The sequence below is a fragment of the Methylomonas sp. MS20 genome, assembly GCF_050275925.1.
Classification (GTDB): domain Bacteria; phylum Pseudomonadota; class Gammaproteobacteria; order Methylococcales; family Methylomonadaceae; genus Methylomonas; species Methylomonas koyamae_A.
Genome location: NZ_CP189962.1, coordinates 2,491,973 through 2,508,734 on the forward strand (window position 1 = coordinate 2,491,973; position 16,762 = coordinate 2,508,734).

General features: G+C 59.7%; 9 protein-coding genes. 8 read left to right on the forward strand and 1 reads right to left on the reverse strand.

All coding sequences use genetic code 11. The features are described from left to right. The first annotated feature begins 68 nt into the window (after positions 1-68). The 3 genes from ACQE3D_RS11015 (at position 69) to smbP (ending at position 9,486) form a co-directional block, all read left to right on the forward strand. Positions 69-8,759: a GH36-type glycosyl hydrolase domain-containing protein gene (locus tag ACQE3D_RS11015; RefSeq protein ID WP_313727930.1), complete on the forward strand. Its 8,691-nt coding sequence runs from the start codon at positions 69-71 to the stop codon at positions 8,757-8,759. A 153-nt stretch (positions 8,760-8,912) separates the two neighbouring features. After that, a complete protein-coding gene (locus ACQE3D_RS11020) occupies positions 8,913-9,104 on the forward strand; it encodes a hypothetical protein (RefSeq protein WP_313727929.1) in 192 nt (63 codons plus the stop codon). A gap of 64 nt (positions 9,105-9,168) precedes the next feature. Beyond that, on the forward strand, positions 9,169-9,486 hold the full coding sequence (gene smbP / locus ACQE3D_RS11025) for a small metal-binding protein SmbP (RefSeq protein WP_313727928.1): 318 nt from the start codon (positions 9,169-9,171) through the stop codon (positions 9,484-9,486). A 386-nt stretch (positions 9,487-9,872) separates the two neighbouring features. On the opposite strand, the gene ACQE3D_RS11030 is transcribed toward smbP, so the two are convergent. After that, the gene (locus ACQE3D_RS11030; RefSeq protein WP_064031212.1) at positions 9,873-10,439 is read right to left on the reverse strand and encodes a hypothetical protein; all 567 of its coding nucleotides are present in this window, start codon (positions 10,437-10,439) and stop codon (positions 9,873-9,875) included. A gap of 942 nt (positions 10,440-11,381) precedes the next feature. On the opposite strand from ACQE3D_RS11030, the gene ACQE3D_RS11035 reads away from it, so the two are divergent. The 5 genes from ACQE3D_RS11035 to ACQE3D_RS11055 all read left to right on the forward strand — a co-directional run bounded on the left by ACQE3D_RS11035 (position 11,382) and on the right by ACQE3D_RS11055 (position 16,750). Next, on the forward strand, positions 11,382-11,738 hold the full coding sequence (locus ACQE3D_RS11035; RefSeq protein ID WP_427501624.1) for a hypothetical protein: 357 nt from the start codon (positions 11,382-11,384) through the stop codon (positions 11,736-11,738). Beyond that, a complete protein-coding gene (locus ACQE3D_RS11040; RefSeq protein ID WP_313727926.1) occupies positions 11,698-12,840 on the forward strand; it encodes a TonB-dependent receptor plug domain-containing protein in 1,143 nt (380 codons plus the stop codon). Before ACQE3D_RS11035 ends, ACQE3D_RS11040 begins: the two co-directional genes overlap by 41 nt. Before the next feature lie 22 nt (positions 12,841-12,862). Further along, positions 12,863-13,483 carry a TonB-dependent receptor gene (locus ACQE3D_RS11045; RefSeq protein ID WP_313729444.1) on the forward strand — a complete coding sequence of 207 codons (621 nt, stop codon included), beginning with the start codon at positions 12,863-12,865 and terminating at the stop codon, positions 13,481-13,483. A 196-nt stretch (positions 13,484-13,679) separates the two neighbouring features. Beyond that, complete coding sequence (locus ACQE3D_RS11050; RefSeq protein WP_313727925.1) at positions 13,680-15,779, forward strand: TonB-dependent receptor plug domain-containing protein; 2,100 nt, start codon at positions 13,680-13,682, stop codon at positions 15,777-15,779. Positions 15,780-15,838: 59 nt separating this feature from the next. Continuing rightward, on the forward strand, positions 15,839-16,750 hold the full coding sequence (locus ACQE3D_RS11055) for an ABC transporter substrate binding protein (protein WP_064031234.1): 912 nt from the start codon (positions 15,839-15,841) through the stop codon (positions 16,748-16,750). Positions 16,751-16,762: the final 12 nt, after the last annotated feature.

Here is a 16,762-nt window from a genome sequence, read left to right on the forward strand (position 1 = left end):
GGCGGGAACCCTATCGACCTCGCCGGCCCGGCCGCGCGACCACCCCATTCCACTCGGAGCGATTATTCATGGCCAAACGGCGAGAACAGCGGCGGCATGTCAGAAGCGAACATCCCGGCGGCGAGGAAGCGCCGATTCGTTTTGAATTGTTCAACACGGAACGGCTGGAACAGCATGCGGTCAGTCTGGCGCGCGCCCAAAAAGTCACGCATTTAAAGAAAGGCCGCAAGCTGATTCCGCGCGTTCGCGAGAATGCCTTGGTATTGTTGGAGGCCTATAAAGCCGTGGCGCGCGCGGTCAAGCAACAGCATGCCATCACGCCGGCGGCGGAATGGTTGCTGGACAATTTTCACGTCATCGAAGAGCAGATCAGCGACATTCACGTCGATTTGCCGGAAAGCTATTCGCGGGAATTGCCCAAACTGGCCGAAGGCGTGTTGGCCGGCTATCCGCGGGTATACGGTATCGCCTGGGCCTTGGTGGCCCACACCGACAGCCGGTTTTCGCCGGAATTACTGTCTCTGTTCGTGAATGCTTACCAAAGCGTCGAGCCGCTGACGCTCGGCGAATTGTGGGCCATTCCGATCACGTTGCGGGTGTTGCTGGTCGAGAATCTGCGCCGGCTGGCCGTGAACATCATGCGTTCGCAAAACGGCCGTCGCTTGGCCGACCAGTTTGTCGATGAAGTCGAACAAATCGTCGCGCGTAGCGACAGTCCGGAGCCGGCGATTCCGGCCGGCGTGCTGCCGTCCGAGCCGTTGCGGCAAGCGTACGCGGTACAAATACTGCAGCGCTCGCACGACCCGCATCCGGCGGTGGCGCTATCCCTGGCGTTTCTGACCGACTGGCTCGCCGAACAGGGACTGAGCCTGGACGACATCGTGCATCAAGAGCATGCCGCGCAAATCGCCGACAATCTGACGGTGCGTAACATCATTACCAGCATGCGGGCGATTTCCGCGTTCGAATGGCCGCAATTCGTCGAAGACGTTAGTCTGGTGGACGCTTGTTTGCGCGGGCACGCAGGCTATCTGGCGATGGATTTTCTGACCCGCGATCGCTATCGCCATGCGATAGAGGAATTGGCCAAGCGCTCGCCGGCCTCGGAAGTCGAGATTGCCAGACTGGCGATTGCCGAAGTGCAAATCGCCGTAACGCGGGATGGCGGCGATGAACGTCAAACCGAACCGGGGTATTACTTGATCGGCGCCGGCCGTTACCGCTTCGAAACCAAGGTCGGTTATCGGCCCGGCCTGAAACAACGACTGTTGCGCAGTTATGTCAGTCACGCCGGTACCGCCTATGTGGTCAGTCTGGCGGTATTGACCTTGCTGCTGTTGCTGTTGCCGTTGAGCGCATCGGCGAGCGCCGGTTTAACCGGCTGGCAGTTATGCGCATTGGCGTTGGCGTTCGCGTTTCCGGCATCGGACATCGCCATCGGCTGGATGAACCATTTTATCGTGGCCGGCTTGCCGCCCAATCATCTGCCGCGCCTGGAGCTCAAGGACGGCGTGCCGGAGGCCTTGAGTACCTTCGTGGTGGTGCCGACGTTGTTCGTCAACGCCGCCGGGGTGTTGCAACAAATAGAGCAAATGGAAATTCGCTATCTCGCCAATCCGGACGGCGCGGTGCGCTTTGCGTTGTTGTCGGACTGGGCGGATGCCGAACAGGAAAGTCAGCCGGACGACGCGGCACTGCTGGCGGTGGCGGTCGAGGCCATCGCCGCGTTGAATCTGAAATACGCTCGGCAACGGTTTTATGTGTTTCACCGCAAGCGGCTCTGGAATCCCAGCGAAGGCAAGTGGATGGGTTGGGAACGCAAGCGCGGCAAGCTTCAGGAATTCAATCGCCTGCTGCGCGGTGCGACAGACACCTCGTTTCTGCCGATGGACGGCGCGCCGGCCAGCGCGCCGCCGGGCGTGTGTTACGTCATCACGTTGGATGCCGACACCAAGCTGCCGATGGGCGTGGTCGCGCAACTGGTGGGTGTGGCTGCCCACCCGTTGAATCGGCCGGTATTCGATGCGCGCCGTCAAACCGTCGTCGACGGCTACGGCATTCTGCAACCGCGCGTCACGCCGACCTTGCCGCAACGCCAGGAGCGCTCGATGTTTCACCAGATCTTCGCCGGCGCTTCCGGTACCGATGCTTATGCCAGTTCGGTGTCCGAGCTGTATCAGGACCTGTTCGGCCTGGGTACCTACAGCGGCAAGGGTCTCTACCACGTGGACAGTTTCGCGGCGGCATTGGCCGGACGGGTGCCCGACAATACCCAGCTCAGCCACGATTTGTTCGAGAGCGTCTACGCCCGCTGCGGTTTGGTCAGCGATATCGAGTTTTTCGAGGAATTTCCGTCGCATACCGAGGTGGCCGCTTCGCGCGAACACCGCTGGGTGCGTGGCGATTGGCAGTTGTTGCCCTGGATCTTCGGCGCGCGGGGCAAGGGAATGCCAATGATTGGTCGCTGGAAAATGTTGGACAATCTCCGGCGTTCGCTGTCTGCACCGGCGGCGTTCTCGGCGCTGGTGCTCGGCTGGAGTTTGCCGAACGCGCCGCTGCTGGCCTTGAACGCCTTCGTACTGACCGCGCTGGCCTTTCCGGCGGTGTTGGCGGTAACCGCCGGTTTTAGCGCGCCCCGACGCGGCATTTCGATCGCCACTCATCTGCGCGGCACCGGCGAAAACGTCGCGTGGGCATTGTGCAACAGCCTAGTGGCGCTGACCTTGTTGGCTCAGCAAGCTTGGCTGATGGCCGACGCCATCTCGACCACGCTGGTCAGGCTATTCATTACCCGCCGCAAACTGTTGAAGTGGGTGACGGCCTTACAGGCCAAGGCCGGCGCCGGGCACGCCTTGAAAAATCTGATCCGGCCGTTGAGTCATTCCTCGTCGGTGGTGTTTGGCGCCGGCGCGCTGGTGGTGGTGTTCAATCCGGACGCGATCGTCGCGGCCGCGCCGTTTTTATTGTTGTGGTGGTTGGCGCCGGTGGTGGCGCGGGCCTTGAGTTTGCCGCCGAAAATCGATAGCGCCGAAGTACTGTTGCCGGCCGACAGTGCTCGATTGCGTTGCCACGGCCGGCGCATCTGGCGGTTTTTCACCACCTTCGTGACCGCCGAGGAACACTTTTTACCGCCGGACAATTTTCAGGAAGACCCCCGGCCGGTGATCGCCCATCGCAGTTCGCCGACCAATTTCGGTTTGTATTTGTTGTCGATCGTGGCGGCGCGGGATTTTGGCTGGCTGGGTTTGACCGACGCCATCGAACGGTTGGAGGCCACGGTGGCGACGCTGGCCGGGTTGCCGCGCCTGCACGGCCATTTCTACAACTGGTACGACACCCGCGATTTACAGACGCTGGAGCCGCGCTACGTGTCCACCGTGGATAGCGGCAATCTGGCCGGCCACTTGTTGACGCTGGCTCAGGCCTGCCGGGAAATGGCGAATCGGCCGCTGGACTTGTCCAACGCGTTGATCGGCTTGGCCGATACCCACGCTTTATTGAGCGACGCGTTAGCCAAACTCAGCGACGATCGGCGCACGCTAACCGTGAGCTTGGCGGAGTTGCGCCACAAAGTCGCCGATCTGGGCGAATTGCTCGGCGCGCGCCCCGCCGATGCCGAGGAATGGAGTCGATTGTGGCGGCGCCTGACCGATTGCGTCGGCGCCTTGCACGATCTGGCCAACGCCCATGCCGTCGAGCGCGGTGATAGCCAGGGCAACGAAGTGCTGGTGTGGGCCGGTTTGCTGCGAGACGACATCCGCTCGCATGCGCGTGACGTGGCGACTTTGATGCCGTGGATTCATTTTCTGGCGCGCTACCACCCCGCATCCGACCCGCCAAGCCATCCATTCGATCTGGACACGCCGCTGTGCCATCTGCCGGAGCGCTATGCGCTGTGGGCGAATCGTCAGGCGTGCGACCGCCCGGCGTCGGCGAGTTCCGAGATTACCGCGATGACGGTGTTGCTGCGCCGGGCCGGCGAGCAAGCGGAAACCTTGAGCCAACGCCTCGATCTGCTCGCCGAGCAGTTGGAAAGCTGGTTCCGCGAGATGGACTTTCGATTCTTGTACGACGCCAGTCGCCACATGTTCGCGATCGGCTACCGCGTCGCCCAAGGTGTCATCGATTCCAGTTACTACGATCTATTGGCCTCGGAGGCCCGCTTGGCGAGCATTATCGCGATCGCCAAACGCGACGTGCCGAGCAGTCATTGGTTTCATCTGGGCCGGCGGGTGACGCGGGTCGCTCACGGCACGGTCTTGCTGTCCTGGTCCGGCTCGATGTTCGAATATTTGATGCCGTCGCTGGTGACCTTTACCCCGCGCTACAGCTTGCTGGATCAGACCTGCCGGCTGGTCGTCAAGCGGCAGATCGCCTATGGCCGGGAGCGCGGCGTCCCCTGGGGCGTGTCCGAATCGGCGTTTAACGGCCGAGACGTGTATTTGACCTATCAATACTCGGCGTTCGGCGTGCCCGGCTTGGGCATGAAGCGCGGCTTGGGCGAGGAGCTGGTGATCGCGCCTTACGCGACGGCCTTGGCGGCGATGTATTTGCCGCACGCCGCCGCGGAAAACTTCGCGCGTCTGGAGCAAGAAGGCGGCGTGGGACGCTACGGTTTCTACGAAGCCTTGGACTACACACCGATTCGGCTGGCGGAAGGCCAGCGGGTGGCTCTGGTACGTTGCTATATGGCGCATCATCAAGGCATGTCGCTGGTGGCCTTCGCCAACGTGGTGCACGACGGGACGATGCGCCACCGCTTCCACCGCGCGGCGTTGATTCAGTCCGCGCATTTGCTGCTGCAGGAACGCATTCCGCACGGCGCCGACACCAGCGTGCCGCCGCTGTTGCAAGAGCTGTCCGATGTCAAGGAAACCGTACAGCCGCCGGTGCGGCGCTTGTGTTCGCCGATGTCGGCGGTACCGTCCACTCAACTCCTGTCCAACGGCCGTTACGCGGTCATGATCACCGCCGCCGGCTCCGGCTACAGCCTGTGGCGCAACCAGGCCGTAACCCGTTGGCGGGAAGATCCCACCCGCGACGCCTGGGGTAGTTATCTGTATTTGCGCGATGTCGAAACCGGCAAAGTCTGGTCGGCCGGCTATCAGCCGACGGCGGCCTGCCCGGACCATTACGAGGTGGTGTTTGTCGAGGACAGGGCGCGGATTACCCGCACCGACGGTTTGATCGTCGCCACGCTGGAAATCGTGGTGTCGCCGGAAGACGATGCCGAAATTCGCCGGTTGAGCTTGACCAACAACGGCGCATACTCGCGCGAAATCGAGGTCACCTCGTATGCGGAAATCGTGTTGACCACCCCGGCCGCGGATATTGCCCATCCGGCCTTCTCCAATCTGTTCGTGCAAACCGAATACTGGCCGCAGACCCGTGCCTTACTGGCGCATCGGCGTCCGCGCGCGCCGGACGACGCGCCGGTTTGGGCCGCGCACGTACTGGCCGATCGGCAAAGCGGCGACGGGCTGCAATACGAAACCGACCGGGCCCGTTTTATCGGCCGGGGCCAAACGGCGCGCGCGTCGCTGGCGGTGATGGACGGCAGGCCGTTGAGCAATACGGTGGGCTGCGTATTGGACCCGATATTCAGTCTGCGTACCCGTGTGAAAGTGGCGGCCGGCGCGACCGAGCATCTGACCTTTACCACGCTGGTGGCGGCCTCGCGCCAAGCGGCGGCGGATTTGGCCGACAAATACCACAATCCGGTGGCTTGGGAGCGGGTCTCGGCCTTGGCCTGGACGCACGCGCACGTGCAATTGCACCATTTGCGCACCAAGCCCGATGAAGCGCAATTGTTTCAAATGCTGGCTAACCGCTTGATTTTCGCCGATCCGTCGCTGCGACCGGCCGGTAAGCTGTCGCAGACGAATACGCTGAACGTCGGCGGACTTTGGCGACACGGGATTTCCGGCGACCGGCCCATCGTGTTGTTGCGGGTCGGCGAACCGGAAGAGCGGGGCATCGTCGAGCAATTGTTGCGCGCGCACGAATATTGGCGCATCAAGGGATTGGCCGTGGATTTGCTGATCTTAAACGAGAAGGAAGTGTCCTACGTCGAGGACTTGCAGGCCTTGCTGGAAAATCTGGTGCGGGAGAATCAGGCCCGCGCCGCCGCCGATCAGGGCCAACAGGGCGCGATTTTCGCGTTGCAAGCCAGCGTGCTGTCTCTGGAAGAGCGGCGCTTGTTGCAAACGGCGGCTCGGGCGGTGTTGGTCGGCCATCGCGGCACCTTGGCCGAACAGTTGCTGCGTCATCCGCGGCCGGCCTCGCCGTTCATTGTCCATAGAGCGGCGCGGGCGGTGGAAGTCGCCCCGGTCCTGGCGGTGCCGGACCTGGAGTTCTTCAACGGCCTCGGCGGCTTCGCCGAAGACGGCAGCGAATATGTGATCGTGCTGGATAAAGGCCAGTGGACGCCGGCGCCTTGGATTAACGTGATTGCCAATCCAGGGTTCGGTTTTACCGTTTCGGAGCTGGGTAGCGGTTGCACCTGGGCCGGCAATAGCCGGGAAAACCAATTGACGCCCTGGTCCAACGATCCGGTCGGCGACGCGCCCGGCGAAGTGTTTTATTTGCGCGACGACGAAACGCAGGAATTATGGACCCCGACCGTGTTGCCGATTCGGGTCGAGAATGCCGGCTATCTGATCAGGCACGGCCAGGGTTACAGCCGCTTCGAGCACGTCTCGCACGGCATCCGTGCCGAACTGCTGCAATTCGTCGATCCGGACGATCCGATCAAGCTGTCGTCGTTGATTCTGACCAACCAGTCCGGCCGCCACCGTCGCCTGACCGTGACGGCCTATCTGGAATGGGTGCTGGGTGCCTCGCGCAGCGTGACGGCACCGCATATCGTCACCGAACTGGACTCGGATACCGGCGCTTTGCTGGCCTATAACCCCTGGGATCCGGAATTCGGTCAACGCGTCGCGTTTGCCGATCTGGCCGGCCGGCAGACGGCTTGGACCGCGAATCGCGGCGAATTCCTCGGTCGTAACGGCAGTTTGGAGGCGCCGGCCGGCTTGTCGAGTCGCAAACCGCTGAAGAACCGGGTCGGCGCCGGCTTGGACCCGTGCGCGGCCTTGCAAACGACGCTGGAAATGGCGCCTAAGCAACGCATCGAGATCGTGTTTTTGCTGGGACAGGGTCGCGACAAAACCCATGCCGTCGAGTTGATCCGCCGCCATCGGGCTTTCGACATGGCAAGCCGCTTCGCCGTGGTGAAGCAAGCTTGGCAAGGCGTTACGCACCAGGTCCAAGTCGAAACGCCGGACCGCGAGCTGGACATTCTATTAAACGGCTGGTTGCTGTATCAGACCCTGAGTTGCCGGATGTGGGCGAGGGCGGCGTTTTATCAGGTGGGCGGCGCCTTCGGTTTCCGCGATCAATTACAGGACGGCATGGCCTTGGCGGTGAGCCGGCCGGATTTGACGCGGGAACATCTGTTGCGCGCCGCCGGCCGCCAGTTCGAGCCGGGCGACGTGCAGCATTGGTGGCATCCGCCCACCGGTCGCGGCGTGCGTACCCGGTTTTCCGACGACCGGGTCTGGTTGCCGTTTGCGGTGCGGCATTATTTGCAGGTCAGTGGCGATACGCCGGTGCTGGATGAATTAATCCCGTTTTTGGAAGGACCGCTGTTGGCGGCCGACCAGGACGACGCGTATTTTCAACCGGGCCAAACCCAGGGTTCGGCCAGTTTGTTCGAGCATTGCGCCCGAGCGTTGGACTTGAGTTTGACGACCGGCGCGCACGGCTTGCCGTTGATCGGCAGCGGCGACTGGAACGACGGCATGAATCGGGTCGGCAATCGGGGCCAGGGCGAGAGCGTCTGGCTGGCCTGGTTCCTGATCGCGTCGCTGTCGGCCTTCGCCGAGATTGCCGAGGCGCGCGGTGAATCCGAACGGGCAGGCCGCTGGCGCGAGCACGCCGAGCGGCTGCAAGTCGCGCTGGAAGCGGAAGCTTGGGACGGCGCCTGGTACCGGCGCGCGTATTTCGACGACGGTTCGCCGCTGGGTTCGGCGACCAACGCCGAATGTCGCATCGATGCCATTGCCCAGAGCTGGGCCGTCATCTCCGGCGCCGCCGAGCCGGAACGGGCGCGGCGGGCGATGGCGTCGGTGCGCGAATATTTGGTGCGTTACGGCGACGACCTGGTGCTGTTGTTCACGCCGCCGTTCGACAAGACCGAACGCGATCCCGGTTATATCAAAAGCTATCCGCCCGGCATTCGCGAGAACGGCGGGCAATATACTCACGCGGCGATTTGGTCGGTGATTGCCTATGCGCTGCTCGGCGACGGCGACCAAGCCGGCGAATTGCTGCGCATGCTTAACCCGATTAAACGCACCGCCAGCCGCACCGGCGTGTATGCCTATAAGGTCGAGCCCTATGTGCTGGCGGCGGACATTTATTCCGAAGCCCCGCATGCCCGGCGCGGCGGTTGGACCTGGTACACCGGCGCGGCCGGCTGGTTCTATCGGGCCGGGTTGGAGACCGTGCTGGGTTTACAACGGCGCGGCGACCGGCTGCTGTTCGCGCCCTGTATTCCGAAAGGTTGGCCTACTTACCGGATGGAGTATCGGCATGGCGACAGCGTTTACGACATCCGCGTGGACAATCCGGACGGCGTTTCGCGCGGCGTGGTCGGTCTGGAGCTGGACGGGGTTGCGCAATCGATCACCGACGGGATTGCGTTGCTCGACGACGGGCAACGGCATCAAGTGTCGGTCGTATTGGGCAACCTATAGCGCTAGCAGAGCTTAGTGGCGCGAGCCATCTGTGCGGCGCCGTACCGACCGGCGCGGGAGAAACCGGTATCTTGATGACTGAGCGTGGAAACTGAATATTCTCCGCTTTGACCCTGGCCAATTCGGCTTGGGTCGGCCATTCAGGAGTTCGACATGAATAAAGTTCCCAACCAACACCCGGCGCAAGCCGACGAAATCATGGTCGTCGAGATTCGCGGTAATCGCCGTCACGACATCGCCGAGGATTACGAAGACGATATGCAGATGACTGCCGGCCGAGACCGGGGCGGGTTTATCCCGGTCAGGCGCAACGCAAAAAAAGCCGAAAAAAGCGACCGTTATTGAGATCGCCGATGTTGATGCCGGAATCGGCGCGCGGCAATGCCTAAACCCATACAAGGAAACCCTTATGAAGATTGTTTCGAACCCATTGATCGGACTCGGCGGCGCCATGCTGTTGAGCGTTTACACCTGCAACGTCCAAGCGGCCGATAGGCACTTCGCGTTGGCGCTGGAGCATGCCAACGCCGCCGACAGTGCCGGCGACGTCAAAAGCATCGTGGATCATGCCGATGAAGCCAAGGTGCATATCATCGTCATAGAGGAGCATATGAAAGCCAGTCTCAAGAGTCTGGATGCGGCGATCGGGCATGCAAAACAAGGCCATGCCGACTTGGCGAAAAAATCCTCGGAAGACGCGGTGTCGCATTTGAACTCCGCTAAATAAGGCCGGACGGTTTTCGATGCCGATGACAACGGCGGGCTAATCCCCGCCGTTTTTTTATGCGTGGCGGATCGTGAGTCGCTGACCTTACCCCGGTATACCAACATATAGCTTTCGCGCTTCAAATTTCGGCACATCCGCTCCCTGTCGCCCGCCGGGTGATGGATAGGGCGAGGGGATAAAAAACCGAAATTTTAAGTGCGATGGCTATAGCGCGCGGTTAGAGGCTTCAGCCGCAAACCAGGGAGTTGCGAGGATAGACGCTTGGGGGAGGCAAGGGAATGGAATGGCGCGATCAGCTCAGCTTATGAGTCAGCGGCGCCGGAAGAGCCAGCCAAAAAAAGGCCGGCGCGAGCATCAAGCTCGCGCCGGCTATCCCTAACTAGAACTTAGGAAACCTTCGATTTAGCTCGGCCGGTGTACAACAAGCCCAGCAAGGCGCTGGTCATCATCCACACCGAAGCGGGTAGCGGTACGGTGGCGGGGCCATCGTCCGTGGCTTTCGAAGGACTAATGTCGAACGCGTACAGAAAGTGCAAATTATCGAATTCCTCCGTGTCGGCGAAAGCCAACATCACCGCATCCGAACCCAAATTGGCGTTGCCGAATGCGGCGCTCCAAACGCCGCCGGACAACATGCCGACTTGGAAATTGCTAGAGCCCAGCAAGGTGCCGGAAGCGGTCGCGGTGCCGATATGGTAATTGGCTCCGCTGGCAACGAACGATACCGCGCCGACACCGGTAAAGGAGAGGACGGGCGCGGCCGCGCCGATCATCGCCGTGTCTTCGAAAATTCCGAAGGTATCGGTCAGCGAAGGGAACGGAAACGATGACGTGCTAAACGACATAAAGTTAACGTCGCCGTCGTTCGGTGCCCAAACGCTAGCGGAACTAGCGCCGGAAACCGCCAATAGGCACGCGGCGAGCGAGGTCTTTAAATAGGGGATCTTTTTCATAGGTATTTCTCGATAGGTTTAAGTGAACAAATTGCCATCCAATGGCGCTTACCCCTCGGCCGGTTTTGCCTGGCAAGACCGGCTTTGACAGAGTTCTTGCGACCATGCATTTCGCGGAGCCTAGCCCCGCTCGGTCTTTGTGTCAGGCGCGCGCCACGGGCAGCCAAGGCAATAGCAACGCGCTGGTTGGATCGTGGACGTTAAGAAAAGGGGTGCCGGTGCACGTGGGCAAGCAAACCTACGCTTCGACGAAGGTGTGGTGGAACTAAGGGTGGGGCGACAGCGGTTTGCTTGCCGCTGATTACCAATACTTGGGAGCGTTGAACCAGCTGTCCGGCAAATCGGAAACATGCAATCCAATGATCGCGATCCGTGCCAAGGATGTGAATTTAATCGGGTTGGGTATTGATTTCGGTAAAGTCATGTTGCCAGTTTAAGCACTTGTAGTGGCTGCGTCGGTACGTTATCCAACATTGCGATCAGCGCGATTCGCCGGCGCGGTCATGTGCCAATTGATGTTTGAGGTACTCGTGCCGACCGCGAATCAGTTGCTGAGGTTGGTCACTTAAAATCGCTTTGAGCCATTTTTAGTTGTCAATCTAGTCGGTTGTCGGGATCGCCTTGTCTGATTGTCGAGAACAACGATGACATAACGCAGTAACCCTACCCCTGCGGGGCTACTTCAGCCGCCAGCGGCGGATGGTACGGCCAGTTTTTCGAACGGACGGTAATTTTTCAAGTGGCTCGGTACTATGATTAAGTAAACCGAATTTTGGAAAATACGCGAAAAGAAATAAAGTAGGGGCGGTTTGAAACTACCCATTTATTGGGTATTGCGAAGTACTCGATCGCACTGAATGATCGGAAGCATGGGCAAGGTAGATTGCGCATTTTTTCAGTAGCGGCAATCGCTTGTGCGCGTCAGGGGGCATGATGAAAAGTTTGACCGTATCTCTTGTGATCGCCGCGCCATTATTGATTTGGGCGACAGTCTCGCTGGCCGCATCCTCTACCGAGGAAGAAGACTTGGCGCAGGTTTACGGCGGCGAGGAAATGGTCAGCATCGCCACTGGCACCAAGCAACCGGTCAGCAAGGCGCCGGCGGTGGCGTCCGTGGTCACCGCGGCGGACATCAAGGCCATGGGCGCGACGGACATCGACGAGGTGTTGGAAACCGCACGTGGCACGCAGCTATCTTGGATACAACCCGATTTATACGTTTCGCGGTGTTTATTCCGGCTTCAACCCGCAGGTGCTGATGTTGATCAACAGCGTCCCCATCACCTCCTACACGGGTGACAGGAACTTGAGTTGGGGCGGCATGCCGGTGCAGGCCATCTCCCGCATCGAAGTGGTACGCGGACCGGGCTCGGCCCTATATGGCGCCGATGCTTTCGCCGGTGTGATCAACATCATCACCAAGACCAAGGACGAGATCAACGGCACGGAAGTAGGCGGGCGAGTCGGCAGTTTCGATACCTATGACGGTTGGGCCTTGCGCGGCGGCGAATGGGCCGGCTTCGACGTGGCCGCAAGCTTGGAATACCACACCTCCGCCGGGCAGAAATCCATTATCGAATCCGATTTGCAGAGCCAATTGGACCAGGCTTTGGGCACCCACGCCTCGCTGGCGCCCGGTCCGGTCAACCTATCGCGCGACAATTTGGACGCGCGTCTGGATTTGTCCCGCGACCATTGGCGCTTCCGCAGCGGCCTGCAGCATCGCGACAATTACGGCAGCGGGGCCGGCGTGATACAGACCCTGGATCCGGTGACCATGATAGGCAGCGATCGCTGGAATGCCGATCTCACCTACCAGAACGCTGACTTCGCCGAGAATTGGGAGATGATGGCGCGACTCAGTTATTTGGATGGCGACCAGCATAATACCGGGGCTTTTCCTCCAGGCGCTCGCTTACCCATAGGTGCCAACGGTCTGATCGATTTCGCCAATCCGGTGCAATACGTCACGTTTGCCAACGGTTTCAGAGGCGTTCCGGAAAACTGGGAACGTCACGCTCGCGCAAACCTTGCCGCCGTTTATCGAGGCTTTTCGGCGCATACCTTGCGTCTGGGTGCCGGCTTCAACTACGACAGCATTTACAAGGTACGGGAGCAGAAAAATTTCGGTCTGGATCCGGTCACGGGAACCCCAATTCCCTTGCTGCCGGGCACCCCGCTGGTGGATGTCTCGAACACACCGTTAGTTTATCTGCCGACCAAGGATCGCACGGACGCGTTTTTCCTGATCCAGGACGAATGGGCATTCGCTAGAGACTGGCAGTTGACTGCCGGTATGCGTTACGACCGCTACTCGGACTTTGGCGAGACGGTCAATCCACGAGCGGCCCTGGTTTGGGAGACCCGTTACGATCTGACCACTAAGCTGATGTACGGGTAGTGCCTTCCGCGCACCGGCCTTCATTGAGCTCTATAACGTCAACAATCCCGGAGCCAACGGTAATCCGCGCCTGAAACCGGAAACCATGGATAGTCTCGAGCTGGCCTTCGACTGTCGCCCCTTGGACAAACTGCGCTTGGGCGTCAATTTCTTCCATTATTGGTGGAAGGATGTTATTCGTTTCGTGCCGGACATCGGCTCAACCAGCATAACGGCCCAAAATACCGGCAGCCAAAACGGCTATGGCGGCGAACTGGAGGCCGAATGGAAAGCCCTAGACACCCTCAAACTGGCGGGAAACTATTCCTACCAAAAGTCCACGGACAGTACTACCCATCAAGATGCCGGCTACGCGCCTCATCATCAGGTTTATCTACGCGCTCAGTGGGAATTTTTGCCCGACTGGCAATTCACCCCCCAGATTAAATGGATCATCGACCGCGATCGGGCCGCCGGCGACAATCGCCCGGCCATGGACGATTACGCCTGGGTCGATTTGACTCTCCGCCGCAAGAATATCCACGATCAATTCGAAGTGGCCTTCTCGGTGCGCAATCTGTTTGATGTGAATGCCCGCGAGCCTAGTCCGGGAGCGGCCATCCCCAGCGACCTGCCCTTGGCGGGGCGGGGAAATCAGAGTTAATTTTTAGCCATAACTATAATTAAACCCAATTTTAGACGTGACACTAAATGAAACATGGCATGGAAGAGTTCAGGGCTAACTACTTAAAACCGGCAATGTGTCAAATTTGATCGGCCAAAAAGGTCGGGTAAAGGCAACGAGGGCACGATCGTTATTTTCCAATTGCGGCACAAATGATTGCTCAAAAGGAGGCGTCATGAAAAATACGGTCGCAAGTCTCGCCGCCACGGTGCCGACATTGCTTTGGATCACGGTCTCGCTGGCCGCGCCGAATGCCGAGGAAGAAGACTTGGCGCTGGTTTACGGCGACAAAAACACCGTCAGTATCGCCACCGGCAGTCCGCAGCCGTTGCAACGCGCACCCTCGACCGCGACGGTGATCACCGCCGAAGACATCGCGGCGATGGGCGCCAAGGATCTGGACGAGGTGCTGGAAACCGTGCCGGGCGTGCATGTCGAGCGGTCCTACATCGAATACACACCGATGTATCAATTTCGCGGCATCGTCGGCAACCCCACCAATCCTCAGGTCTTGATGCTGCAGAACGGCATTTCGATAAATACCCTGTTTCGTGGCGACAGGGGGCAAGCCTGGGGGGGGCTGCCGCTGGACAACATCGCCCGCATCGAGGTGATTCGCGGCCCCGGCTCGGCCCTATATGGCGCCGATGCTTATGCCGGCGTCATCAACATCATCACCAAAACCGCCAAGGACATCGACGGCACCAAAATCGGGGCGCGCGGCGGCTCGTTCGATACCTGGAACACCTGGGCGCAACACGGCGGCAAATGGGGCGAGGTGGATGTCGCGGCCTACGTCAATGTCGGCGCCACCGACGGTTTCAAGAAAACCATCATCGAGGATTCCCAAACGTCGCGCGACCAGTTTTTCGGCACTCATGTCTCCGAAGCGCCGGGGCCGGTCAACACCGGCTACGATAGCGTAGACGCCAACCTCGATCTGGCTTACGACAAATGGCGCTTACGCTCCGGCTATAAGCTGCGAGACAATCTCGGCATGGGGGTCGGTCAGACGGCGACGCTCGATCCCATCGGCACCGAAACCAGCGAACGCATCAACGCCGATTTGTCCTGGAACGACGCGCAATTCGCCAAAAACTGGGGGCTGGGCTTCATGGCCAGTTTCCTGCACTACAAGGAAGATGCCAATAACTATCACATGTTCCCTGCCGGGACCCGACTCGGCCCGTTTAATTATCCGGACGGCATGATAGGCTCGCCGGCGCGCTGGGAGCGGCAAATCCGGATTTCGGCCTTCGCCAACTATACCGGCTTTACCGACCACAACCTGCGCATAGGCTGGGGCCACGACGACCTGAACCTTTATAAAACCCGGACCTTGAAGAATTTCTTTTTATTGCCTAACGGCTTACCCATGCCGACGGGTGCCGTTACCGACTATGGCAGCATCCAACCGCATATTTTGCCCCATACCCGCATCGACGATTATTTTTACCTGCAGGACGAATGGAGTTTCGCCCCGGATTGGACCTTGACCGCAGGGGTGCGCTACGACAGTTATTCCGATTTCGGCGTTACCGTCAATCCGAGACTGGCGATGGTCTGGAACGTCGATCTGGACCTGACTGCCAAATTCCTCTGGGGCCGGGCCTTTCGCGCGCCGTCTTTCAACGAGCAGTACGGCATCAATCCGTCCGGGGGAGGCAATCCCGGTCTGCAACCCGAAACCATGGACACCTACGAGGTCGATATCAGTTGGCAGGCACGCCGCGATACCGAAGTAAACCTGAGCTTTTTTCAATACGATTTGGCTCAGATCATTTCTGCCGTCGCCAATCCAGCGCCGGCGCCAGGACTCGCTTTTCAAAACACCGGCAAACAATATGGTCGCGGACTGGAACTGGAAACTACCTGGGATGCCACCTCTTCATTGAGGCTGACCGGTAATTATTCCTTCCAGACCTCGATCGACGAAACCCACAATCAGGATGCCGGCTACATGCCGCACCACCATGTCTATGCGCGCAGCGACTGGCGTTTCATGCAACCCTGGCTGGCCAGCGTTCAAGTCAACTGGGTGGGCGACCGCAAGCGTGCCTACGGCGACGCCCGGCCGCCGATACGCGATTACACGACCTTCGACCTGACGCTGCGCACCGATAATAGTAAAAAGGGCTGGGATTTCGCGGCGTCGATCCGCAACCTGTTCGATGCCACGGTACTGGAACCCAGCCTGGCGCCGGGCACCTCACTCCCCTATGATTTACCGATGCCTGGGCGTTCGTTTTATCTGCAAGCGACTTTTTCGTTTTGAAGCCGATGACCAGATTCCTCTATAGCCGACGGCGGCACAACGGCTTAATAGCGGCGCTGATGAGTCTTTTACTGCTGACCCCTATCCCAACGGCCGTCGCCTTTCAGACGGGGAAAACAGCCGTTGCGATCATTTATCCCGACATCGCCGAGCCCTACCGCACCGTGTTCGAACAGATTATTAGCGGTATCGATTCCACAACCCAGACTGTCAAATATGCCGTAGCGCCGGACGTGAACATCAATGACCTGAAAAACGGTTTACGCCAACAAAATATCAAGGTGGTCATCGCGCTTGGGCGACAGGGCATGGGCATCGCCGCCAGCCTGGATCGAGACATCGGCGTGGTGATGGGCGGCGTCATCACTGCGCCGGACAATGGCATCCGCGATTTGCCGTTACACAGCCTGTCGCCGGACCCGGCCTTGTTGTTTGAGTTGCTCAAAAAACTGTTGCCAGCCACGCGTCGCGTGTTCGCGGTTTACAACCCAAAGCAAAATGCCTGGCTGATACGCCAGGCAAAAATGTCGGCGCGCAGTCTAGGCTTGGAACTGGTGACGTACGAAGCGCAGGATTTGCATAGCGCGGTGCAAGGTTATCAGGACTTTTTCAACAACGCCGACAGTCGCCAAGATGCGTTGTGGCTACTTCAGGATTCCACCACGGTAGAGGAAAGTTCGGCACTGCCCTTGGTGTTGCAGGAGTCCTGGAACCGGAACCTGGCGGTTTTTTCCAGCAATTTCGGCCATGTCCGGCGCGGGGTGCTGTTCTCGCTTTATCCCGATAATGGCAAAATGGGCGGTCATCTGGCCGATATGGCGTTAAGGTTTCTGGCGTCCGGCGACTACGGAGAGCACGGCGTGATTTTGCTACGGGAGGTGCTGACGGCCATCAACCTACGCACCGCCAAACACCTTGATATCAATACCAGTCGACAGCAAGATTTCGATGTGGCGTTTCCCGATGAATAATCTTCCCGGACC

Excerpts from the sequence above, each read along its gene's own strand:
- ACQE3D_RS11015 (WP_313727930.1), top strand. The coding sequence starts at position 69 with ATGGCCAAACGGCGAGAACAGCGGCGGCATGTCAGAAGCGAACATCCC.
- ACQE3D_RS11030 (WP_064031212.1), bottom strand. The coding sequence starts at position 10,439 with ATGAAAAAGATCCCCTATTTAAAGACCTCGCTCGCCGCGTGCCTATTG.
- ACQE3D_RS11055 (WP_064031234.1), top strand. The coding sequence starts at position 15,839 with ATGAGTCTTTTACTGCTGACCCCTATCCCAACGGCCGTCGCCTTTCAG.
- smbP (WP_313727928.1), top strand. The coding sequence starts at position 9,169 with ATGAAGATTGTTTCGAACCCATTGATCGGACTCGGCGGCGCCATGCTG.
- ACQE3D_RS11040 (WP_313727926.1), top strand. The coding sequence starts at position 11,698 with ATGTTGATCAACAGCGTCCCCATCACCTCCTACACGGGTGACAGGAAC.
- ACQE3D_RS11020 (WP_313727929.1), top strand. The coding sequence starts at position 8,913 with ATGAATAAAGTTCCCAACCAACACCCGGCGCAAGCCGACGAAATCATG.
- ACQE3D_RS11050 (WP_313727925.1), top strand. The coding sequence starts at position 13,680 with ATGAAAAATACGGTCGCAAGTCTCGCCGCCACGGTGCCGACATTGCTT.